Genomic DNA, 18,083 nt, shown 5'->3' on the forward strand with positions numbered 1-18,083 from the left:
CCATGCCACCCGCTCCCATCTGGACGATCACCGCGCTGACGATTCCCGACCGCGAGCGATACCTGCGTGAACTGCTGCGCTCTCTCCAGGAAATGCCGGGGGCGGAGCGCGCCGAGATCGTGATCATCTACAACCACGACGCGCGCGGCGACCGGCACGCCATCGAGACGCACATCACGCGCTACTCCCCGCGCGTCCCGATCTCCGTGGTCTTCAACGGCCACGACCCGACGATCGCGGGCGGGCGCGCCATGCAGCTGGGCGTCTGCAAGACGCCCCTCATCTGTTTCGTGGACGACGACACGACCGTGCACGGCGACCTGCTCGGGACGCTCGAGTCGGCTATGCGCACCGTCCCGCTCGGCCTCGTGGGCGTCCCGTCGCTGGTCGAAGACACCGACGTGCGATTCAAGCCGCGTGATGAGACGCCATCCGTGACGGCGGACGGCGTGCGCTACATGCCGGTGCAGGGGATGCTGGCGGCGAGCTACACGAACCTGCTCCGCCAGGCGGGCGGATTCAATCCGCGCCGCCGCTTCTGGGGAGAGTGGACCGAGTTGAACACCCGCCTCTGGCGGCTGGGCTATCCGACCGGCTTCGTGATGGACGGCGCGTTCCTGCGCCACTGGGAATCCGCGCCCTCGTCACCGACGCGCAACATGTGCGGGCGCGAGCGGCACGTGGTCTGGGGACTGCTTTGCACGGCCATGGAGTATGATGCGGTGGACCTCAACGAGGCGACGTCCACCTTCTGGCGGCTCGTCGAGGAACGGTATCTCGCGTACTCCTACGGGGACGAACTGAGCTACCGCAACCTGATGCGCACCACGCTCGAGCTGATGCCGCTGCTCGGCGACGAGTGGGGACGCATCCAGGAGTTTCGGGCGACCACGCGCGGGCACCCTTTTGCCTTCAAGCCGTTCCACCGGTTCACCGAGGCGGACGTGCGCGACGTGAAGCACAAGGCCGAGCGCGACATCCGCCAGTTCCGGTCGCAGGCCGGCTGGGGGCGTCCGTCGCTTGCCGACCGCCCCGGCGTGCGGGGCATCGCGCGGCGCCTGCACCAGACCGCGGCGACGCTGCGGCGGTGGGCGCGCGTGCCAACCGCTTGATTGAGGACTTGGAATTCGGAAATGGAACGCGGGTTGCGAACCAGGACGGCGATTCGCGACGGTCGACACCCGTCGCGGGTCGCGGTCCGCGATCAAAATCCCTGATCCCGTTCCGGATTCCCGATCCTGAGTCGTCAGGAAGCCTTCCGCGCCCTCTCCGTCACCCGCGCGACCGTCGCCTCCGATCCGCACACGAAGACGTACTCGCAGTTGCGGAGGTGGCTGACCTCGCCGACGCGTTCGCCGCGCGGGCTGTAGATGCCGATCTGCGCGCCGACGTAGCGCTTGTACGGCCGCTCGATGGTCGCCACCGCCCCGCGCTCGGCGAGCCGTGCCTCCAGCCACTGGCGCGTGACAAACCCCTCGTCGCTGAACGACACCACCATCGTGCGGGCGCGCACGGCCCGGAGCACGCCGGCCAGCGCCTCTTCGAACTGGCGCTTGCTGTTGAAGCGGCTCGTCCGGTCGCGCACATCTTCGCGCTTGCAGGCCACGCCGTAGCAGGCGGGCTTGTCCCACCGCACCAGCGACTCCCAGATGTGGTAGTTGCCGAGGTACGAGTGCTGGTTGTACGGCGGATCGAGATAGGCGACGTCGGTCTCGACACCGCGCGCGGCGTCGAGCGCGTCGAGCGCGAGGGCGCGCCCCTTCCCCGCGCGGGCGCGCGGGAGGACCGCCGGGAGGCGCAGCTCGAGGTCGTTGTGCGCCCGCGGCGCCCATTGCTTGAGATACGCCATCTGCACGCCGGTGGTGCTGTCCACGCGGTCGGCCGCCTCCATCAGCGAGACGAGCAGCACCGCCTCGAGCTCGGGCGGCAGGGCGAGCGCCGCAATGCGCTCGCGGATGGCGTCCACGCGCGCGCCGTTCTTCGGATGGAAGAAGCGTGAGCGCTCGCAGAACGTCTCGGTGAAGTAGCCGGGCCGTCCCGGCATCGCGTTGAACTCGCCGATCAGCACCTCGGCGTCGCGCACCACGTCGTCGTAGTCGGCCTCGACGTAGCAGCGCGACAGCGTATGCGCGTAGGCGTTGTGGTCGTTGGAGACGACGCGGTAGCCCGCGAGCTTCAGGGCGTGACCCACGCGCGCGGTGCCGCTGAAGAGGTCGAGCACGGACCGCGCACGCGCATCAGCCCGCACGGCATCGACGATGAGCGGCAGCAGGGTGCGCTTGGAGCCGAGGTATTTGATCACGCCCAAGAGACGAGCGCGCGAATTCCGCGCAACCTGCGATTTGCGGCGTGTTGCGAACGCTGAATTCGGTCGTCAGCCGGACCGCACGATGGCGGCCGGCGCTCGGCGCTCGCGCTAGGCGCGCGGGTGCGCCTGCCGGTGCACCTGCTTGAGTCGCTCGACGCTCGTGTGCGTGTAGATCTGCGTCGTGCTCACCGAGGCGTGCCCCAGAAGCTCCTGCACGGCACGCAGGTCGGCGCCGGCATCCAGCAGGTGCGTCGCGAAGGTATGGCGCAACGAATGCGTGCTGAGCCCCGCCCCTTCATCCACCTGGGCGAGCCATCCGGTGATCGCCTTCTGGATCGTGGACAGGCTCGCGCGCCTGCCCCGATCGGAGAGGAAGAAGGCCTGGCGATCGGCAGCGGGACCGACCCGCGCGATCACCTCGTCGCGCTTGCGCTCGAACTCGCGCAGGGCGCGCTGCGCGTGCGTTCCCACGGGGATGATGCGCTCCTTGCGCCCCTTGCCGCGCACCTTCACCTGCCCGGCGAGGAGGTCGAGGTCCGACCGGTTGATGCCGCGGAGCTCGCTGAGGCGGAGGCCGCAGGAGTAGAGCAGCTCGATCATCGCCAGCGCCATGACGTCGCGGTGGCGGCCTTCTTGTGCCCGCGTCTGCAGCGCCTGCAGCAGCGTGTCCACCTGCCGTCGGTCGAGATGCCCCGGCAGGTACTTCTCGATCTTCGGTGAGCCAACGGCGCGCGCCGGATTGCTGGCGACGAGGTCGTTGGCGTGCAGAAAGCGGTAGAAGGTGCGAGCCGCGCTGAGCGCGCGGGCGATGGAGCGCTTGGCGAGTCCGCGGCGCGCGAGGTGCGCCATCCAGGCGCGCAGGGCGAGCCGGTCGACCTGCCCCCATGTCCAGTCGGGATCGCCGTAGTGCCGCCCCAGGAATTCGCGCAGTTCGCCGAGGTCGCGCTCGTAGGCCGCGACCGTATGGGGCGAGACGTCGCGCTCCTTGGCGAGATGGGTGAGGAAGTCGGCGAGCAGGTCGGCCATGGCGAACAATAGACGAACGGGAGCCGAGGTGCGGCACGGCGATGAGAGACGGCAGACGGGAGACGGAGGACGGAAGACGGTCGCTCAATCCCTTCGCTTGCGCATTCTACAAGTACTTTGTATCATAAAGTGTCTTTCGACGACGCCTCCCCTTCTCGAGAACCGGCTATGCCCGACGCGCACTGGCGGCCCCGCATCCGCAAGTTCCCACGGCCGTACGACGACGTCTACGGGCCCGACGATGACGTCGGCTCGTGGCGCGTGGCGGCGCGATGGTGGGAGCCGCGGCGCGTGGCCTACAACGCGATCCTTCTCGCCGTCTTCGTGGCCCTCCTCCTGCGCACGTGGGCTCGCATCGCGCCGGAACTCACCCCGGGGAACATCCTTCGCCTCGGCGCGCTCGCCCTGCTCGCCAATCTCTGCTACTCCACGGCCTATCCCGCCGACCTCGCCCTGCAGACCGTGCGCGCGCCAGGCGCGCGGACCGGTTGGCGCTGGACCATCTGGATTGCCGGCACGCTGTTCGCGGTCCTCCTCGAGACCTACTGGTATCTCGACGAAATCCTCCCGCCACCCTGACCGGCCCCCGCTCAGCACCCATTGCCAGCCTCCCCTCTTCCGTCTCCCGTCTGCCCTCATGCCCTGGTTCCGTCGCGTTGGCTGGATTCATCTCCCGGTGTCCCTCGCCGGCTTCGTCATCGCGGGTGGCGCGCTCGCGTTCTGCGTGCAGGTCTTCGCCGCCGTGGACCGGCGGTCTCATTCCGTCTCGGACACGCTCTATGGCGTCTTCCCATACATCGTCCCCACCCTGTTGCTGCTCGAGTGGGTGGCCTCCCGTACGAACGGCACGAACGGCAGCCATGACCGACGCTGAATGGGCGGTGGCGCTCGTCCTCAGCGCGGCCGCGCTGCGCGTCGCGCCGCCCACGGCCCGTGTGGACCGCGGCGGCGCCCCGGCCGACACCAACGTCCGCCGCCCCGTCGAGGGCGGCGGAGCGGAATCGACTCGCGCTCAGGCCGTGGCCCGGTAGTGGTCGACCACCTTGTACGAGCGGGCGCGCAGACCGAAGACCAGCGCCGCCGCAAACGCGAACGCGGCGAAGAAGAACATCTGGAAGGCCGTGACGCCGAAGCCGGTGGAGGCGATGAGGTTCGTGACCGTCGCATTCTTGACGCCGGCATTCACGACCAGCACCCACAGGTTGCCAACCGTCACCGCGAGCAGCCAGAAGCTCATCAGCGTCCCCTTCATTGACTGCGGCGCCTGGCTGTACGCGAACTCCAGTCCGGTGGCCGACACCAGCACCTCGCCGAGGGTGAGCAGCGCGTACGGCAGCACCTGCCACGCAATCGAGAATGCCGTGCCGCCGTCGAGCACCACCTGCATGAAGCCCACGACCACCCACGAGAGGCCGGATGAGACGATGCCGATGGTCATGCGCCGCAGCGCCGTCATCTCGTAGCCGAAGCGCTTGAACGCGGGAAAGAGCACCAGGTTGTTGAACGGGATCAGTAGCATCACGAGCGCCGGATTCAGCGCCTGCATCTGCGACGACTGGAACCAGCTCGGCTTGCTCATCAGGTCCGCCTGCAGCACCCATGTCGACGCCTTCTGGTCGAAGAGCGACCAGAAGGGAGTCACCAGCGCGAACAGCACCAGGACGCGCAGCACCGCGCGCACGCCCTCCACGGCTTCGTCCGGGTGCTGTCCGCGCGCGCGCTCGAGCTGCCACTGCACGCCGAGCCCGCCAAAGGCGATGACGGCGACGAGTGCCGCGCAGAGCGAGATCACCACACCAAACGTCGGAATGAGGATCAGCGCCCCGACGGCGAGCAGCCCGCCGAAGACCGCCAGCGCGAGGCCCGTTCCACCCGATGCGAGCGCGGTCCGCGACACGCGCAGGAATGAGTGCGGATCCGGCGGCGCCGGGGGGACCATCACGTAGTGCCTGCGCCCCAGCCACAGCACGACGGTGGAAATGAACATCAGCAGCCCGGGGACACCGAAGGCGATGGCCGGCCCGAGTTGCTTGAGGAAGATGGGCATCAGCAGCGACGCGAAGAACGAGCCGAAGTTGATGATCCAGTAGAACGCGTCGAACACCACCTTGGCGCGGTGCTTGTTCGTCTGGTCGAACTGATCGCCCACGAAGGACGACACGCACGGCTTGATGCCGCCCGAGCCGAGCGCAATCAGGCCGAGCCCCGTGTAGAATCCCGCCTTGTTGTCCACGAACAGCGCAAGGCAGAGCTGTCCGACGCAGTAGACGAGGCTCAGCCAGAGAATCGTGTTGTACTTCCCCCACAGGCGGTCGGCGATCCAGCCGCCGAGGAGCGGGAAGAAGTAGACGCCGATGACGAAGGTGTGGAACACGTCCTTGGCCGCGCCGGCGCGGTCCGCCTCGGGCAGGTACGCCAGGAGCGACGACACGAGGAAGACGGTCAGGATGTTGCGCATTCCGTAGAAGGAGAAGCGCTCGCATCCCTCGTTGCCGATGATGTACCGGATCTGGAACGGGATCGGCACCTGCGCGGCGGCGGCGCCGGCGCTCGGGGACTGGTTGCTCATGTCGGGCCTGGCGGCGAAGGGTCTGATCGCACGATCTGGACGACCAAAGATGTCCCGCTCCCTGCTCCGCGGCCACCAGCGCGGGAGTCGCCATCGCGTGGCGCATCGTAGCGGTGCGCGCACGGGAGTGGGATTGGCAAGCACGGCCACGGCGGCGAGATTCCGGCGAAACCCGCCTGGAGCGCTCCCCGATGCCTGACGCAGCCCTGCTGCACGAGATTCGTCGCTGGTACGCCTACGCCGACTGGGCCAACGCCCACATGCTCGACGCCTGCGACACACTCGACCCGGCCGCGCTGACGCGCGAGATGGGAACGAGCTTCGGTTCGGTGCTCGGCACGCTCCAGCACCTCTACGGCGCCGACTGGGTCTGGTCGGAGCGGTTTCTGGGCCGTTCGCCCACCGCGGGGCCCGCGCTGGACGCGCTCACCTCCGTGCCGGCATTGCGCGAGGCCTGGGGCCGGCTCGCCGCCGAGCGCTCGCGCATGCTCGACACGATCGACCCGGCGCAAACGGCGGCTCCTCTCGCCTACCGCAACCTGAAGGGCGAAGCGTTCGCGTGGCCGCTGGGCGACCTGCTCTTCCACGTCTCGAACCACGCGACGTACCACCGGGGCCAGGTGATGCAGATGGTCCGACAGCTCGGTGGGACCGCGCGGAGCACGGACTTCGTCCTCTGGCTCGCCGCCGCGCGCTGAGCGCGCCGGCGTCGCATAGCAAATTCGCGCGGCGCTGTCCAGAGGGGGACGGCGCCGCGTTTGCTTGCCCTCACGCTTACCTCATCGCGGCGGCACGCTACAATTGGCGTATGCTTCTTGGTGTCGCCGGCATGATTGGCTGCGGGAAATCGACGCTCGCCAACGCCCTCGCAAAACGCTTCGGTCTCCAGCTCGCGCTGGAAAGCGTCGACGCGGAGAATCCCTGGCTCGACCTGTTCTACGACGGCGAGCAGGGGATGCGCACGTTCGGGCTGCACCTGCAGCTCCACTTCCTGGCGACGCGCTTTGAGAGCCTGCGCAAGATGCGCGCGATGGGCGGCAGTTGGGTGCTCGACCGCACGTGGTACGAGGACGCGGAGATCTTCGCGCGCGGGCTGTACGAGCAGGGGTACATGAACTCCAACGACTGGGAGCTGTACCAGCGCCTGTACGCCGAACTGCTGCACGCGCCGGCGGCGCGGCCGCCGCGGCTGCTCGTTTACCTCTACGGTCCGTTCGACACCATCATGGACCGGATCCTGACGCGCGGCCGGCCCAAGGAGAAGGACACCGATCCGGAGTACTTCGCCTCGCTGCACACCCGCTACGACCGGTGGATCGAGGGATTCCGCCGCTGCAAGGTGCTGCGCATCGACGTCCGCGACTACGACCTCTTCGCCGACCCGGGCGCCGTGGATGACATCGCGACCCGCGTGCGCCTCGAGCTCGAGAAGGAACTCCCGCAGACCGAGCTGTGGCCGGCGCTGAAGCGCCGCAAGGAACCGTTCGCTCCGGGATGACCACCCCGCGCGCACTCACGATCGTCGTCGACGACAAGATTCCGTTCCTGCGGGGCGTGCTCGAGCCGTACGCGACGGTGGTCTACCGCGACGGACGTCGCATCGCTCCCGACGACGTCCGCGACGCGGATGCGCTGATCGTCCGCACCCGCACCGTTTGCGGGCCGGCCCTGCTGGCCGACTCGCGCGTCCGGTTCATCGCCAGCGCGACCATCGGGCACGATCACATCGACACCGCCTTCTGCGCCGCGCGCGGCATTGCGTGGACCAACGCGGCCGGCTGCAACGCCGCCTCCGTCCAGCAATACATGGGATCGGTGCTGGCACACCGGCATCGCGCGCACGGGCTCCGGTTGCGCGGACGGACCATGGGCATTGTCGGCGTCGGGCACGTCGGCCGTCGGGTGGAGCAACTGGCCCGCGCGCTTGGCATGCGCGTGCTGCGCAACGATCCGCCGCGCGAGCGCGACGAAGGCGACGAGGGCTTCGTCTCCCTCGATGAACTGTGGGAGACGGCGGACGTCATCACCCTGCATGTGCCGCTGACCCGCACCGGCCGCGATGCCACCGTGCACCTCGCCGACGCCGCGCGGCTCGGGCAGCTTCGGCCGGACCAGGTGCTCATCAACACGTCGCGCGGCGAGGTCGTCGACACCACCGCGCTCGCGGCGACCCTGAAGCGGCGTCCGCTCGCCGCCATCGTCCTGGACGTTTGGGAAAACGAGCCCGCTATAGACCGGGAGCTGATGCGACTCGTCTCCCTCGCCACACCGCACATCGCCGGATATTCCGCCGACGGCAAGGCCAACGGCACGGCGATGAGCGTGCAGGCGATCAGCCGCGCCTTTGGCCTCCCGCTGAACGCATGGACGCCGCCGGACCTGCCCGCCCCTCCCTCGCTCGCCTTGCACGAGGACTGCCGCGGGCGGGAGCCGGAAGACGTGCTCTGCAGCCTGATGCTCGCGACCTATGATCCGCTGGGGGATGACCGGGCGCTGCGCGCGTCACCCGAGACGTTCGAAGAGCAGCGCACGGCGCATCCGCTGCGGCGCGACTGGCCTGTCTGGGCCGTCACACTCACCGCGCCTCCGAGCGAACTGATCGAACGCGTGTCGAGCCTCGGCTTCCGCTCCGTGACCAGCGCTCCCTGAACGGATGTTCGTTGCTCGTGCACGGCAGTGCACCCGTCGCGGTCCGTGCGCGGCGGCACCTGCATCGCGAACCGGAGTGAGCCTCGCGGGGTAGCAGTCCCAATGCGCGCCCTCTCGCCTCCGTCCTTGTACAAGTGGACCCCGCCGTCGCCCGAAGCGCGCGCCGCGGAACTTCAGCGGGCCGAGCGCGAAGCGCGGCACGGCGAATGGAAATTGTGGGGCTTCGCCCTCCTGCAGTGCTTCACGGCAACGCTCATTGGCTGCATCATCGCGGGCGCCGGATTTGCCGTCACCGATCCGGAGCTTGGCGAGATCCTCCTCCTCAGCGGGATGATCGTCAGCTGGAGCGGCAACCTGTTCGCGCTCGGCCGGCTCGCGGTGCGCGTCGACCGCGGCGACGTCTAGCGACCCACGCGCGCGTGCGCTACGCCAGCCCGTGCTCCGTCATCCACGTCTGCATCGCCGCCAGCGACCGCTCCGCGTACAACGCGCGCTTCTTCTGCTTGTCGCGCGGCGGATCGGCGAGCTCTTCGAGAAGACCGAAGTTCGCGTTCATCGGCTGGAAGTGCGCAGCGTCGGCCTCACGCAGGTGGCGATACAACGCCCCCAGCATCGTGACCGGCGGCGGAATAACGGGCTCCTCCCCCGTCAGCATACGTGACAGGTTGATGGCCGCCAGCAGTCCGGTCGCGGTGCTCTCGGTGTAGCCCTCGACGCCGGTGAGCTGCCCCGCGAACAGCACCTGCGGGTCGTCGCGCAGCGAGAGGTGCGGCGTGAGCGCGGCCGGGGCGTTGAGATATGTGTTGCGATGAATCGAGCCGAAGCGCAGGAACTCCGCGTGCTCGAGCCCGGGGATCATCCGGAAGACGCGCTGCTGTTCGGGAATGCGAAGCCGCGTCTGGCACCCGACGATGTTCCACATCCGCCCGGCCCGGTCCTCCGCGCGCAGCTGCACCACCGCCCACGGGCGCTTACCCGTGCGCGGGTCGCGCAGTCCCACCGGCTTCATCGGCCCGAACCGCAGCGACTCCCGCCCGCGCCGCGCCATCTCCTCGACGGGCATGCACCCCTCGAAGTACGGCACCTTGTCGAACTCGTGGGCGGTGAATTGATCGGCTTCCGCGAGCGCATCCATGAATGCCTCATACTGCCCCTTGTCCATCGGGCAGTTGAGGTACGCCCCCTCCGGCGCCGGGATCGCCGGTGCGCCGTCCCCTTCCCCGGCACTCCCCTGTGCCTGTGCCCCTGCACCCCACTGTGCCTGTGCCCCTGCCTCGGACTCAGGCATTGTTTCCTTATTCCACCGCGCCGCCCGAAACGCCACTGTCGTGTCGATCGACTCGATGGCGATGATCGGCGCGATGGCATCGTAGAATGCCAGCGACTGTAGCCCGAGCCGCGCCGCAATGCTCTGGGCCAGCGCGTCGCTGGTGAGCGGCCCCGTGGCCACCAGGCACGGCGCCGCGGGCAGCGCGGTCACCTCCTCGCGCGTCACGGTGATGCGAGGATGCGAGACGACGCGATCGTGCACGGCCGCCGAGAAGAGGTCGCGGTCCACCGCCAGCGCGCTCCCCGCCGCCACGCGCGCCGTGTCGGCCGCCGCGAGGACGATCGAACCGAGCAGCCGCATCTCCGCCTTCAGCAGGCCGTGCGCGTTGGTCAGCTCGGTGCTCTTGAAGGTGTTGCTGCACACCAGCTCGGCCAGGCGATCGGTCTGGTGCGCAGGCGTGCCGCGCACGCCGCGCATCTCGTGAAGCACCACGCGATGCCCGCGCTCCGCCAACTGAAAGGCGGCCTCGCTGCCGGCGAGGCCGCCTCCAACCACATGGACGTCTCGCGTCACGCCGCTCCCACGGCCTCGCCCTCGGCGTCCTGCGGCGCCTCGACGGCCCATTCGTTGGCGCACTTGAGGCACTTCCGGAAGTGGCCGCGCGTCTTGTTGCTCTTCGCCTCGGCGCCGGTGAAGCCGCACTCCGGGCAGACCTCGAGCACCGGCTTGTCCCAGCAGACAAAGTCGCACGTGGGATAGTTCTCGCACCCGTAGAACGCCTTGCCGCGCTTCTTGCTGCGCCGCGCGGCAATGTCGCCGCCGTCCTTGGGGCACTTCACTCCGGTCGGCATGGAACGCGTGCCGCGGCACTTGGGAAACGTCGAGCAGCCGAGGAACTCCCCCGACCGGCCGCGCCGAATGACCATCGGCTTGCTGCAGAGCGGACACGGGTAGTCGGTCATGACCGGCGCCACGCGTTCGCCCTTGAGCGGACGCGTGTACTTGCACGTCTTGGGATGATTCTCGCAGGCGACGAACGGCCCGAAGAATCCGCCCTTCGGCAGGAGCTTGCCGCCGCACTGCGGACACTTCTCCGACTCGAGCGCGCCGAGGTCGTGCGCCTCGCGGATGAGCGCCTCGACGTTCACGTCGTTGAGCGACTGCTCGAAGGGGCCGTAGAAATCGCGGAGCACCTCGTGCCACTCGAGGTTGCCCTCTTCCACCTTGTCGAGTTCGCCCTCCATCTCCGACGTGAAGCCCACGTTAAAGACGTCGGGGAACTGCTTCACCATCACCTTCTCCACGCTCTCGCCGAGCGGCGTGGGGAAGAAGCGGCGCTGCTCGAGCTCGGCGTAGTGCCGGTCGGTGAGCGTCGAGATGATGCTCGCGTACGTGGACGGCCGCCCGATGCCGAGCTTCTCGAGCTCCTTCACCAGCGACGCCTCGGAGTAGCGCGGCGGCGGCTCGGTGAAGTGCTGGCTGGGAACGATCTCGCGCACCGGCGCGTGCTCGCCCGGCTCGATGGCGGGCAGGGCCTGCTCGTCCTCGAGCGCCTTCCCCTCGCCCTCCTCGCGGGCCTCCTTGTAGAGCGACAGGAAGCCCTTGAACTTGATGACCGACCCGGTGGCGCGGAACAGGTACCGCCCAAGATCGAAGTCCACCGTCGTCGTGTCGAAGATCGCCGGCGACATCTGCGACGCCATGAAGCGCTGCCAGACGAGCGTGTAGAGCTTGAGCTGGTCGGGCGTCAGGTGCTTGGCCACGTGCTCGGGCGTGCGCGACGGATCCGTCGGCCGGATGCCTTCGTGCGCGTCCTGCGCGTTGCTGTCCTTCCCCGCCCCGTACAGCTGCGGTCCCTTGGCGAGGAACTCCTCGGCGTAGTGCTGGCGCAGGTAGTCGCGCGCCGCCAGCGCCGCGCTCTCTGCCACGCGGCTCGAGTCGGTGCGCATGTACGTGATCATGCCCACCGCGCCCTCGGCCTTTCCGAGCTCGATGCCCTCGTAGAGGTTCTGCGCCAGGCGCATGGTGCGCTTGGAGCCGAAGCCGAGCTTCTTGGCCGCTTCCTGCTGCAGCGTGGACGTGGTGAACGGCGCCGCCGGATTCTTGCGGCGCTCGCGCCGCTTGATGTCGGTGACGTCGAACGTCTTGCGGCCGGCGAGGTCGCGCAGGATCGCCTGCGCGGCCGCCTCGGTGGCGATCTCCGGCTTGTGGCCGTCGATGTGATGCAGCTTGGCGGTGAATGCCTGGCCGTCATGCTCGAGCGTGGCGGCAATCGTCCAGTATTCCGTCGGCCGGAACGCGCGAATCTCCCGCTCACGCTCCACGAGCATGCGCAGCGCCACGGTTTGCACGCGCCCCGCGGAGAGCCCCTTCTTGACGGTCTTCCACAGGAGCGGGCTCGCCTTGTAGCCGACCAGGCGGTCGAGGACGCGGCGCGCCTGCTGCGCGTCCACCTTGCGCTGGTCGATCTCGCCGGCCGAGTCGATGGCCTTGGTCACCGCCTCCTTGGTGATCTCGTGGAACAGCACGCGCCGGATCGGCGGGCCGTTCCGGCGGGCCACCTGCCCGCGCACATGCCAGGCAATCGCCTCGCCCTCGCGGTCAGGGTCGGTCGCGATGAAGACGGAGCGCGCATTCTTCGCGGCACTCTTGAGTTCGGCGAGCGTCTTCTCCTTGCCGGGGATCGTCACGTATTCCGGCTCGAAGCCGCGTTCGACGTCGATGCCGAGGGTGCGTTCGGGGAGGTCGCGGACGTGGCCCACCGTGGCCTTCACGGCATACGCGCTGCCGAGATACTTGCCAATGGTCTTGGCCTTGGCGGGCGACTCGACGATGACGAGCGCCCGACCGGCGGCGTGCGCCTCGCTCTCCGCGTCGTGGAGCTCTTCGCTCGCGGCAGAGCGCGGCGCGCTCTTGCGCGCGGCGGTCTTCTTGCGGGTGGTGGTCTTCTTCTTGGCGGCCATCGGTCTAGTGCAAGGTCCCGGGTTCCGGGAGTGTACCTGAATCAGCGAGCCCGGCGCTCTCCATCAGGGCGCGCAGGTCGTCGAGGGCGATGCGTCCTTCGAGTTGCAGCAGGGCGCGCTCGATCACCTGCTCGAGCTCCGCCGCATTGAGAATCCCCGCTCCACTGAGGGCGAGCAGGTGGCCCCACGCTTCAGGCGCGAAGCGGCCGCGTTCGTGCGGACCAAGGACGCGAAAGGTCATCGTTTATGGTAGTAGACAACTATAGAGGTCGTTCCGACAGTCTACCGACCGTCGGGCCTCAATCCTAGTGTCGTCCTCAACGGCCGGCAAGCGCCAATATCGCCTCGGCCGCCTCCGCTGGCGTCATCGATTCGACGCTAAGCGTATGATCTGCTTGCAGATAGTAGGCCTCACGCGCTGTCAATAACGTAGTCAGCGCGGCCAGCGCATCGTCCCCCGCAAGCAACGGACGATGCTTGATCCCGGCCCCGAGGCGCTCCAGCGCGCGAGCCGGAGAAAGCTGCAGCCAGATGAGCTGCGAGGGGGGGCGGACCAGTTCAACGAGCCCGGACACGGTGATCCAGCCGCCGCCGGGCGCGACCACCGCGGGCGTTTCGGTCCGCGCGAGACGTTCCGTCGCCGCGCGCTCCAGCGCACGGAATTGCGTCTCGCCGTGGCGAGTGAAGATCTCGCGCACGCTCATCCCCGCCTGCCTCGTGATCTCGTCGTCGAGGTCAACGAATGGCCACCGCAGCCGGCGGGCCAGCTCGCGGCCGACCGTGGACTTCCCCGCCCCCGGAATGCCGACGAGAACGAGATGTGCGGCCGTCGCCACGTCAGCCCAGCCGGCTTGCCACGTGCGCCAGGTACGTCTCGAGATTGCGCCGCAATTCGGCCATCGAGTCGCCGCCGAACTTCTCGACCATCGCGTCCGCGAGCACAAGCGCGGCCATCGCCTCGGCAATCACGCCCATCGCCGGGACGGCCGTGACGTCGCTGCGCTCGGCCACCGCCTCGGCGCTCGCGCCCGTCGTCGTGTCGACCGTGCCGAGGGGACGCATCAGCGTGCTGATCGGCTTCATGGCGACCCGAATGACGAGGGGTTCGCCAGTCGTCATGCCGCCCTCGGTGCCGCCGGCCCGGTTGGTCTTGCGCCGCACGTTGCCGCTGCGCGTGCGCCCCGGGGCCATCTCGATCTCGTCGTGCACCTCGGCGCCGGTACGACGCGCCGTTTCGAAGCCCAGCCCGAGCTCCACGCCCTTCACCGCGGGGATCGAAAGCATGGCCTGCCCCAACCGGCCGTCGAGGCGCCGATCCCAGCTCACGTGCGACCCTAGCCCCACCGGGAGCCCGTCCACCACCACTTCGCAGATGCCGCCCAGGGTGTTCCCGTCCTTCTTGGCCGCATCGATGCGCGCAATCATCTGCTGCTCGGCCTGCGGGTCGAGCGTGCGCAGGGGCGAGGCATCGGCGGCGGCGTTCAGGTCGACGGGGAGAACGTCGGGGCGCTGGGCATCGATGCCGCCGAGATGCACCAGGTGCGAGCCGACGGTGACGTCGCATTCGGCGAGCAGGCGGCGCGCGATGGCGCCCGCGGCGACGCGCGCGGTCGTCTCGCGCGCGGACGCGCGCTCCAGGATGTCACGCGCGTCGTCGCGGTCGTACTTCAGCAGGCCGGACAGGTCGGCGTGCCCGGGGCGCGGGCGGTGCACGGCGCGCTTGCGCGCGCCGGCCGAGTCCTCGTCACGCGGCGCCGGGTCCATGATCTCCTGCCAGTTCTTCCAGTCGCGATTGCGAATGAGCATGGCGACGGGTGAACCCAGCGTTTCACCGGCCCGCACGCCCGAGAGGAATTCGACCTCGTCGCGCTCGATCTGCATGCGGCGCCCGCGGCCGTAGCCTTGCTGCCGTCGCGCAAGATCGATGTTGACCTGCTCGGCGAGGAGGGAGAGGCCGGCGGGAACGCCTTCAACAATCGAGACCAGCGCGGGGCCGTGGGATTCGCCGGCTGTGGTGAAGCGGATTGTCACGGTAGGGATGGCGGATGGCGGATGGCGGATGGCCGATGGCAGAGCGGGGGCGGCCACCGGCCGCCCCCGCTCAAACTAACAACCCAGACCCGATCCCGTTACGGCTTCCTGGTGTCCCGTTGGGGCCGGACGATCTCGCCGTCATCGAGGATGTGCGGCGTGATCAGGATGATGAGGTCCTGCTTGCGCTCGACCGTGTCAGTCTCGCTGAACAGCCGGCCGATCAGCGGGAGCGAGCTGAGGATCGGAATGCCGGTGCGGTTCTTGGAGACCGACGTCTGGGTCAGGCCACCGATCACCGCGGTCTCGCCGTCGCCGACGAGCACCTCATTCTTCGAGTTGCGCTTGTTCGTGTTTGGCCCCGCCGACGTGATCTGGACAAGCTGCTCCTGCGACGCCGTCACGATCAGGTTGAGCTGGCGGTTGGCGGTGACGCGCGGCGTCACCGTCAGGGTGATGCCGATCTCCTTCGTCTGGATCTGCGGCGCCACCGAGTTGATCTGTCCGGCCGGCACCGGCGGCGTGAGCAGGTACGACAGGGTCGAGCCGGAGAAGAGCGTCGCCTCGGTGTTGTCGAGGGTCGTGATGCTCGGCTCCGCCTGGATGTCGGAGAGCTGCTCCTGCGACAGTGCGTCGAGGAAGGACGTCAGGTTGAACCCGCCGATCGCCATGTTGTAGATGAGGCTGACGGCGGCGTCGGTCTTGTACTGGCGCCCGGCGTTGGCGATGCCGGTGAACGCGTCACCGGTGAGGTCCACGCGGAAGTCGCCGGGGACCACGGTGTTGTTCACGATGCGCGGAACGAGCTTGTTCTGGAACGTGGTGCTCGTGCCGAGGTCGTAGCTGATGCCGAGCTTCTCCGTCCCCGTGCGGTCCACCGCGATGATCTTCGCCTTGATGGCGACGAGCGGCGTGCGGACATCGAGGTCCTTGATGAAGCCCATGACGTCACTGAGGCGCGCCTGGGTCTCGGTGATGATCAGCGAGTTGGTCTTCTCGTCGGTGGTCACCGAACCGCGGCCGCAGCCAGCGGTGGAGATGGACGTCGCGCCCGGAGCGGCACCGGCGGCACCCGCCGCCGCGGCATCGGCACCCGCCGCGGCCGGCGCCGGCGCCGGCGCGCCGCCCTTGCTGCACCCTGCATTCAGCAGGCCCATGATGGTCGTGGCCAGCGTTCCCGCCTTGGCATAGTTCACCTGGACGATCTGGCTGACCAGCGGTTCCTGCCCCTGACGGTCGGAAATGTTCTTGTAGCTGTCGACCGTGATGATGCCCGACGTGTCTTCGATGGCGGTCAGGCCGGCCGACGAGAGGATGGCGGCGAGCGCCACATCCCACGGCTTGTCCTTGATCTCCATGAAACCGATTTTCGTGTTGGCCACGCCGGCGCCAGCGACGATCGTCTTGTTGGCAAAGGTCGCGAACGATCCAATGACGTCGCGGATTTCGGTGTCCTTCTCGTACGTCACCGTGATGCGCGGCTGCTCGTACGCCGACGACGCGGCGGGCGCCGCGGGCTTCACCGGCCCGGCCTGCGGCTGGGCCTCGACCGCGCGCGGCGCGGCGGCCGGCGCTGGCGTGGCCGCGTTGCCGCCCAGGTGCCACGCGGCAAACTGGTCCGGCCCGCTGACCGCGATGCGCACGTCGTGCTCGCCGCGGATCACCGAGTAGTCGCGTGGCCCGTCGATGTCGAGCACGAGCCGCACGACGTCCGGCTTGGTCTGGGCCACGCGGACGTTGATGATGCCGCCGCGCGAGACCTTGTCGTAGAAGCGCGCGGGGGCGGTCAGCGTGGCGCCGCGGAAGTCGACGACGATGCGCCGCGGGTTATTGAGCGTGAAGTCGACGACGTCCACCGCTCCCTCGATGGCCACCACCACTTCGGCGCGCCCGGCGGCAGGCACGACGCTGAGCGCCGTCACCGACGAAGGTGCACGCGGCGTCTCCGACGCGGCGGTGGCGCTTCGCGCGCCGACGGTCAGCGCGGCCGCGATCGCGGCCAGCTGGAAGACTCGCCTCATGGCTTCCCCTTGGTCTGCTGGGTCTGCTGCGTAGTGTTCAGCTTCAGGACTTCCTGACGGCTGAACCCATACTCTTCGATGGTCAGTACGACTTCCTGCGGCCGGATCTGCGACACCCGCGCCCGGCCGAGCTTCTGCCCGGGCTTGGCGCGATACTGCTGACTGGTGGTGACGTCCCGCATCACCGCCACCGAGTTGCGCCCCGCCGGATCATAGATGACGCCGACGAGCTTGAGGTCGGCGACCAGCGGCCGGATCTCGCCGGTTTCGATGGGCGACGAGAATGGATCGCGCCGCCCTTCGCTCACGTAGGCGAAGACCTCGCGCTCGAAAGTGATGCGGTTGGAGTCCTTGGCGGCCGCGACCGGCCCCACCGAGCCGGGCGTCGGCTTCGCGGGCGCCTTGACCGCCGGCTTGGCCGCCGGCTTGGCCGCCGGCTTGGCCGCTTGCGTCCCCGGGCTGGCCGCGGCCGTCTGCGCGTTGGTCGCCGCGACGTTCTTCCGGGCCTGCTCAATGGGCTTCTTGATGGACGGCGGCAGCTGCGCCGACGCGATGGACGCGCCGGCCAGCACCGCGAGGAACACGCTCGCGCGTCGCATCATCCCTTCCTCCCCGGTTTGGGAGGAGCGCCGTTGCCGTTGTCGTCCGTCAGCGACGTCTTCACCGCGTACGCCTGGATGATGAAGTTCGCCTGCAGCGGCACGCGGTCGGGCGACGCCTGCATCTTGGCCCCGGCGCCGCCGGCAACCCCCGAGATCTGCAGCGTCAGGCCGAGCGGCGCGACGATCCGCGTCATGGACGCGATGCTCGTGAGCAGCTCGCCGATTTCGTGGTAGTCGCCGATGGCGCGCAGCTTGTAGCGATAGGTGTCGAACTGCTCGCCCTGGATCACGGGCTCCGGCTCGATGTAGCCAATCTCGAGACCGACGCGGCGCGCCGCCGTCGAGACCTGCTCGAGCAGGGCCGGCACTTCGTTGCCCGCCGGCACCAGCGTGCGCATCAGCTCGAGGTTGGCGCGGAGGCGCTGCGATTCGGCGCGAATGGTCGCGACCGAGCCGCGCGCGAGCTGCGCCTTGGCGCGCTGGTTGCCCGCGTCGAGCGAATCGACGTGCGTGGCGATCGTCGCGAGCGACTCCTGCTTGGGCGAAAAGACAAAATACCAGTACGCGCCCGCCCCGATCACGCCGAGGAAGGCGAGGAGGAAGAGCAGCTGGTCGCGTTGGTTCGTTGGGAGTCCGGCCATGGG

Annotated in this window: 19 protein-coding genes; 8 read left to right on the plus strand and 11 right to left on the minus strand. The window is 68.8% G+C overall.

Annotated elements, in window-relative coordinates; genetic code table 11:
- Positions 1-2 precede the first annotated feature (2 nt).
- Positions 3-1,112, plus strand: coding sequence for a glycosyltransferase family A protein (locus tag VGJ96_13250; protein HEY3288078.1), 1,110 nt, complete (start codon positions 3-5; stop codon positions 1,110-1,112).
- A 134-nt stretch (positions 1,113-1,246) separates the two neighbouring features.
- On the opposite strand, the gene VGJ96_13255 is transcribed toward VGJ96_13250, so the two are convergent.
- The gene (locus VGJ96_13255) at positions 1,247-2,302 is read right to left on the minus strand and encodes a DNA adenine methylase (GenBank protein HEY3288079.1); all 1,056 of its coding nucleotides are present in this window, start codon (positions 2,300-2,302) and stop codon (positions 1,247-1,249) included.
- Positions 2,303-2,416: 114 nt separating this feature from the next.
- Positions 2,417-3,334, minus strand: coding sequence for a tyrosine recombinase (locus tag VGJ96_13260; GenBank protein HEY3288080.1), 918 nt, complete (start codon positions 3,332-3,334; stop codon positions 2,417-2,419).
- A 168-nt stretch (positions 3,335-3,502) separates the two neighbouring features.
- On the opposite strand from VGJ96_13260, the gene VGJ96_13265 reads away from it, so the two are divergent.
- The 3 genes from VGJ96_13265 to VGJ96_13275 are packed head-to-tail and all read left to right on the plus strand — an operon-like array spanning position 3,503 to position 4,365.
- On the plus strand, positions 3,503-3,913 hold the full coding sequence (locus tag VGJ96_13265) for a hypothetical protein (GenBank protein HEY3288081.1): 411 nt from the start codon (positions 3,503-3,505) through the stop codon (positions 3,911-3,913).
- A 58-nt stretch (positions 3,914-3,971) separates the two neighbouring features.
- Positions 3,972-4,208, plus strand: coding sequence for a hypothetical protein (locus VGJ96_13270; protein ID HEY3288082.1), 237 nt, complete (start codon positions 3,972-3,974; stop codon positions 4,206-4,208).
- Positions 4,195-4,365, plus strand: a complete 171-nt coding sequence (locus tag VGJ96_13275; GenBank protein ID HEY3288083.1) for a hypothetical protein — start codon at positions 4,195-4,197, stop codon at positions 4,363-4,365. The genes VGJ96_13270 and VGJ96_13275 overlap by 14 nt, the downstream gene beginning before the upstream one ends.
- Here VGJ96_13275 and VGJ96_13280 read toward each other — a convergent pair.
- On the minus strand, positions 4,347-5,903 hold the full coding sequence (locus VGJ96_13280) for an oligopeptide:H+ symporter (protein ID HEY3288084.1): 1,557 nt from the start codon (positions 5,901-5,903) through the stop codon (positions 4,347-4,349). The genes VGJ96_13275 and VGJ96_13280 overlap by 19 nt on opposite strands.
- A 191-nt stretch (positions 5,904-6,094) precedes the next feature.
- Between VGJ96_13280 and VGJ96_13285 the strand changes: the two genes are divergently transcribed.
- The 4 genes from VGJ96_13285 (at position 6,095) to VGJ96_13300 (ending at position 8,957) form a co-directional block, all read left to right on the plus strand.
- Complete coding sequence (locus VGJ96_13285) at positions 6,095-6,601, plus strand: DinB family protein (protein ID HEY3288085.1); 507 nt, start codon at positions 6,095-6,097, stop codon at positions 6,599-6,601.
- Between the two features lie 110 nt (positions 6,602-6,711).
- A complete protein-coding gene (locus VGJ96_13290) occupies positions 6,712-7,401 on the plus strand; it encodes a deoxynucleoside kinase (protein ID HEY3288086.1) in 690 nt (229 codons plus the stop codon).
- Positions 7,398-8,552: a 4-phosphoerythronate dehydrogenase PdxB gene (gene pdxB / locus VGJ96_13295; protein ID HEY3288087.1), complete on the plus strand. Its 1,155-nt coding sequence runs from the start codon at positions 7,398-7,400 to the stop codon at positions 8,550-8,552. The genes VGJ96_13290 and pdxB overlap by 4 nt, the downstream gene beginning before the upstream one ends.
- A 102-nt stretch (positions 8,553-8,654) precedes the next feature.
- A complete protein-coding gene (locus VGJ96_13300; protein ID HEY3288088.1) occupies positions 8,655-8,957 on the plus strand; it encodes a hypothetical protein in 303 nt (100 codons plus the stop codon).
- A gap of 19 nt (positions 8,958-8,976) precedes the next feature.
- Here VGJ96_13300 and trmFO read toward each other — a convergent pair whose 3' ends face one another.
- From trmFO to pilO, 8 genes are all read right to left on the minus strand, one after another.
- A complete protein-coding gene (gene trmFO, locus VGJ96_13305) occupies positions 8,977-10,395 on the minus strand; it encodes a methylenetetrahydrofolate--tRNA-(uracil(54)-C(5))-methyltransferase (FADH(2)-oxidizing) TrmFO (GenBank protein HEY3288089.1) in 1,419 nt (472 codons plus the stop codon).
- Positions 10,392-12,785 carry a type I DNA topoisomerase gene (gene topA / locus VGJ96_13310; protein ID HEY3288090.1) on the minus strand — a complete coding sequence of 798 codons (2,394 nt, stop codon included), beginning with the start codon at positions 12,783-12,785 and terminating at the stop codon, positions 10,392-10,394. The genes trmFO and topA overlap by 4 nt, the downstream gene beginning before the upstream one ends.
- Before the next feature lie 4 nt (positions 12,786-12,789).
- Positions 12,790-13,026, minus strand: coding sequence for a DUF494 family protein (locus tag VGJ96_13315; GenBank protein ID HEY3288091.1), 237 nt, complete (start codon positions 13,024-13,026; stop codon positions 12,790-12,792).
- Positions 13,027-13,102: 76 nt separating this feature from the next.
- Positions 13,103-13,621 carry a shikimate kinase gene (locus VGJ96_13320; GenBank protein HEY3288092.1) on the minus strand — a complete coding sequence of 173 codons (519 nt, stop codon included), beginning with the start codon at positions 13,619-13,621 and terminating at the stop codon, positions 13,103-13,105.
- Position 13,622: 1 nt separating this feature from the next.
- Complete coding sequence (gene aroC, locus VGJ96_13325; GenBank protein ID HEY3288093.1) at positions 13,623-14,816, minus strand: chorismate synthase; 1,194 nt, start codon at positions 14,814-14,816, stop codon at positions 13,623-13,625.
- A gap of 98 nt (positions 14,817-14,914) precedes the next feature.
- The gene (locus VGJ96_13330) at positions 14,915-16,837 is read right to left on the minus strand and encodes an AMIN domain-containing protein (protein ID HEY3288094.1); all 1,923 of its coding nucleotides are present in this window, start codon (positions 16,835-16,837) and stop codon (positions 14,915-14,917) included.
- Positions 16,834-17,436, minus strand: coding sequence for a hypothetical protein (locus tag VGJ96_13335; protein HEY3288095.1), 603 nt, complete (start codon positions 17,434-17,436; stop codon positions 16,834-16,836). Before VGJ96_13335 ends, VGJ96_13330 begins: the two co-directional genes overlap by 4 nt.
- The gene (gene pilO, locus VGJ96_13340) at positions 17,436-18,080 is read right to left on the minus strand and encodes a type 4a pilus biogenesis protein PilO (protein HEY3288096.1); all 645 of its coding nucleotides are present in this window, start codon (positions 18,078-18,080) and stop codon (positions 17,436-17,438) included. Before pilO ends, VGJ96_13335 begins: the two co-directional genes overlap by 1 nt.
- Between the last annotated feature and the right edge of the window lie 3 nt (positions 18,081-18,083).

This window comes from Gemmatimonadaceae bacterium (assembly GCA_036504815.1).
Classification (GTDB): domain Bacteria; phylum Gemmatimonadota; class Gemmatimonadetes; order Gemmatimonadales; family Gemmatimonadaceae; genus PNKL01.